This window comes from Rhabdaerophilum sp., from assembly GCF_046092605.1.
Taxonomy (GTDB): Bacteria; Pseudomonadota; Alphaproteobacteria; order Rhizobiales; family Beijerinckiaceae; genus Rhabdaerophilum.
Genome location: NZ_JBJTDY010000032.1, coordinates 1 through 3,425, shown reverse-complemented (window position 1 = coordinate 3,425; position 3,425 = coordinate 1). Strand labels below are relative to the sequence as shown.

Genomic DNA, 3,425 nt, shown 5'->3' with positions numbered 1-3,425 from the left:
GCTCCATATCATGCATGGTGTTTTCATAGGGGACGAACGACCCCCCAAGAGCCACCGTCCATACCCGATTCTCAGGCCCCCAATAGATTGGGAGAACGAAAACGCCACCTGCCGGAAAGGCTTCGAGAATGCTGTTTAGCCCTGGCAGCAGCTCATATTTCGGACTTGCTTCCCAACAAAGGGCAATGCGCTTTGTCATTGGGGTCTGCTGGAACTCCCCTAGCTGTTCAATCCTGTCCTCCTTCTCCCAAGGTGCCTCAAAGGCCACGCAGGGGAAAGGTAGGCGGGTAAGGTCTAGATGCGCTTGCCGTAACTCGTTCGGGTCGATGAGGTCGCAGCAGTTCGGCAAGATGAACTTGATGCTGTGTTGCAGCATGTCGATCAAGCGCCGAAAAACGCGGGCCGACTCGGGAGCCGCACCGCGCAAACGGGCCTCCAATTCGCGCAGGTCTTCAATGGCGTGCGCGCAGTAGTTCAGCGCCTGCACTTGGTCATTCTTCATTGTTCGTTCCTTCCCGCGTCTCGTTGCTCGTTGCGTTGTAGCTCGCCGGCCACCTCCAGGACGCGGCCAATCGGCACGGTCTGTTGAAACTGATCCTTGCCAAAGCTGACCATGCCCACGGCCTCCCCCCTGGCGTTGAACACAGGCCCGCCGGAATTGCCGCCGATCACCGGGGCGGCGATCTGCAACATGGGCCGGGTTGCGAACATGCCGGCGGCCGATCCGTAGCGGCTCACCACACCGGCCGACACCGAGAATCCCCAGCCGTTGGGCGATCCGACCGCCGCCACGGCTTGGCCCTGGGGCGGCATGGCCGGCGCGATCGTCACCGGCTGGCCCGGTTCGCCATCGATGCGCAACAGGGCCACGTCCTGAGCGAGATCCACGCCGACGACTCGGGCGGCCCGCCACTCGCCGCCGGCGAGCTTCACGCGCACGCCTTCGGAACCGCTGATAACGTGCCCTGCGGTCGCCACCTGGCGGCCGTCGCCGATCAGGAAGCCCGCGCCCATCGTCACCCATTCGCGTTCCTGGTCGTGCTGTGCCCAATCGGCTTGCCAAGCGCGGTAGCGGTTAAGCCAGGCGGTCGCCTGGTTGGTCTGTACGCCAGGGATGAGCCAGACGCGGTTACGGCTGCCGTCGCCTCGAGCGTGCTCGATGCCGGACACCATAACCACGGACGGCATGACACGGCCGCCAACAGCCGACCAATCGACGGCGGGGGAGAACGGGCGGGAGTCCAGGCGCACCCCCGCTCCGGCGGCGTCGGCCGCGCTCGCCTGGTTGTCGTCTGCTAGGTGGTCGTGCCACTCGATATCACTGAGGCGCTGCTGTGCGGCCGCAATGGCGTTCACGTTGGCCTGTGTGGTTGCCAGGGCATAGGCGGCCAGGGGCAGGGCCGCGCCGGCCGCGATGTAGGCCGACAGGGCGGCACGTCGCCAGGTCTTAACGCTGCTCATGCTGTGCGCCCTCCTGGTGCTTGGTGAGGCCGCGCATTTGCAGCAGCTCGCCGGTCTTGTCGCCGATCTGCAAAATCTTGATGTGCTGGTTATAGGCGCTCTGGATCATCCAGCCGGCCAAGGCCAGGGCCGCCAGGGCGGCGGCGAAGGTAATCCGATATTTCGTTAGCTCGCGGCGGGTACCGCCGGTAACATTGTGGTCAGTCATGATTCACCTCTGTGCAGGTGGGTTGTGATTAGGTGTCCGGTTCGGTTGCCGCCGACCGGGCACCGCCTTAACGGCCGCGGCCTCTATCGTTTTCACGGTCGCCGCGTGCCTTGTCCTTGAAGCGTTCGAGAATCTCGCGCTTCTTCTCTTCCTTGGTCTGGTCGCCCTTGTCGGTACCGGCGTTCAGCTCCTTGGCCAGCGTGTCGGCCTGCGTCTTGCCGATCTGGTTTTCGTCGTGCTTCTGCTCGGCGTCCTGCTGCATGCCGGCCAGTCGCCCGGCCTTCTCCAGCTCGTTGCGCTCGGCCTTGTCGGCCTTCTCGCGGTTCGCGTCGATGCGCTGTTTAAGTTCCTCGTTCGTTTCCTGTTTCATGTGGTTTTGCTCCTGGTGTTTGCCTGTGCGGCGTTGGTCAATCTTTGCCCGCTGCTCTGCAATGCGGGCGGCCTTCTCCTTCTCGATGACTTGCTGGAAATTGGCGGCCAGCTCCGGCCGGGCCTGGGCGGCCTTCTTCTCGGCCAGGCGTTCGCCTCGTGTCGGCTGCTCATAGGGGCCAGCCTTGCGCATGTAGTCGCCGATCAGGTGCAGGCGGTTTTGCAGTTGCGTCCACCGCTTTTCCAGCCCGGCCCGAACGCCGCGCCAGGCGGCTAGCGCCTGGTCGTGGGTGGCCTTCTTCAAGCTGGAGAACAGGCCGGATGGTTCCGCCGGTCGCGCCTGGTCGTGGCTCGCTAGTTTCCCTTCCTGGCGTTCCATCACGCCCGCCGTGCGGGTGTGCAATTCCTTGGCCCGATTCACGATCAAAGTGAACTGCCGCGCCTTCTCGTTTTGCCATTCTCGCTTGATGGTTTCCGGGCTTGGATCGTTGGCCGCTTTGACCGGCTCGCGGTCGGCCACGGCCCGGCGCAGCAGGTCGGCGTTTAGCTCGCGCTGCACCAGCTCGCGGGCGGTCGCCGGCTTCTCGGCCGTCAGGCCATCGCTACCCCGTCGCAGTTCGTGATTTGGTTCGGCTCGCTGGTGCTCCACGTTACGAGGAACATCACGCGGCAATAGCATTTCACCTCGTTCGGGGAAGCGAACCACACCGAGTTCGGACAGGTTCCGCAAACGACCTCGGGCGAAGGCCGGCGGGACTTGTCCAGGGCGGCCAATGTCGGACTTTCCGGCGTGTCGTCCTGGCTGCTCGGCACCTGCTCGGGCGGTGGGTCGTCCATCGTCCCTATCAGCCGTTCTATCTCGTCCATTTCCGCTATCCCGTTCATAAGCTGCCCTCGCTGCCTCGATGCGCTGCCGCGCTTCTGCCAAGTTGATGATCTGCGCATTGCGCTGGGTAATTTCTCGCCCTTGGTTGCCGCGCTCCGTTCTGATACCGCGCTGCTCCATCTGCACTACATTCGGGCCAAGATGGACAGTCGGCAGGCGGTCAAATTTGGCCGCCTGGTCGGTGTCGTACCGCTCGATGGCATCGGCCCGCTGCGCGGATAAGCTCCGGTGGTCGATGCGTTCTTGGCGTCCTGCATTCTCAAGATGCTGGTTCGAGACATCCGCCCAGCGTTGCCGCCAGTTCGCAACCTCGCCGCTCTTCTGGTCGTCAAGCTCTCGGGTCTTGTCTTTGAAGCCTTCGGGCGTCAGCCGTCGAGTGCTGCAAAGAATGTGCGCGTGGTGGTTCCTGTGGTCGCCGTCTTTGCCCGGCCCATGGATCGCAACATCAACGGCCATGCCGTGACGTTGCACCAGGTCGCGGGCAAATTCGCGCACCAGCTC

At 63.7% G+C, this 3,425-nt stretch carries 4 protein-coding genes; all 4 read right to left on the bottom strand.

What is annotated here, in order from left to right; translation table 11 throughout:
- On the bottom strand, positions 1-502 hold a 502-nt coding region (locus ACKODO_RS03235), incomplete at its 3' end, for a hypothetical protein (protein WP_408982015.1).
- The gene (locus ACKODO_RS03230) at positions 499-1,461 is read right to left on the bottom strand and encodes a S1C family serine protease (RefSeq protein WP_408982014.1); all 963 of its coding nucleotides are present in this window, start codon (positions 1,459-1,461) and stop codon (positions 499-501) included. The genes ACKODO_RS03230 and ACKODO_RS03235, both read right to left, overlap by 4 nt.
- Complete coding sequence (locus tag ACKODO_RS03225; protein ID WP_408982013.1) at positions 1,448-1,669, bottom strand: hypothetical protein; 222 nt, start codon at positions 1,667-1,669, stop codon at positions 1,448-1,450. The genes ACKODO_RS03230 and ACKODO_RS03225 overlap by 14 nt, the downstream gene beginning before the upstream one ends.
- 67 nt (positions 1,670-1,736) lie before the next feature.
- Positions 1,737-3,425: MobA/MobL family protein (locus tag ACKODO_RS03220; protein WP_408982012.1), on the bottom strand; the 1,689-nt coding region annotated here is incomplete at its 5' end.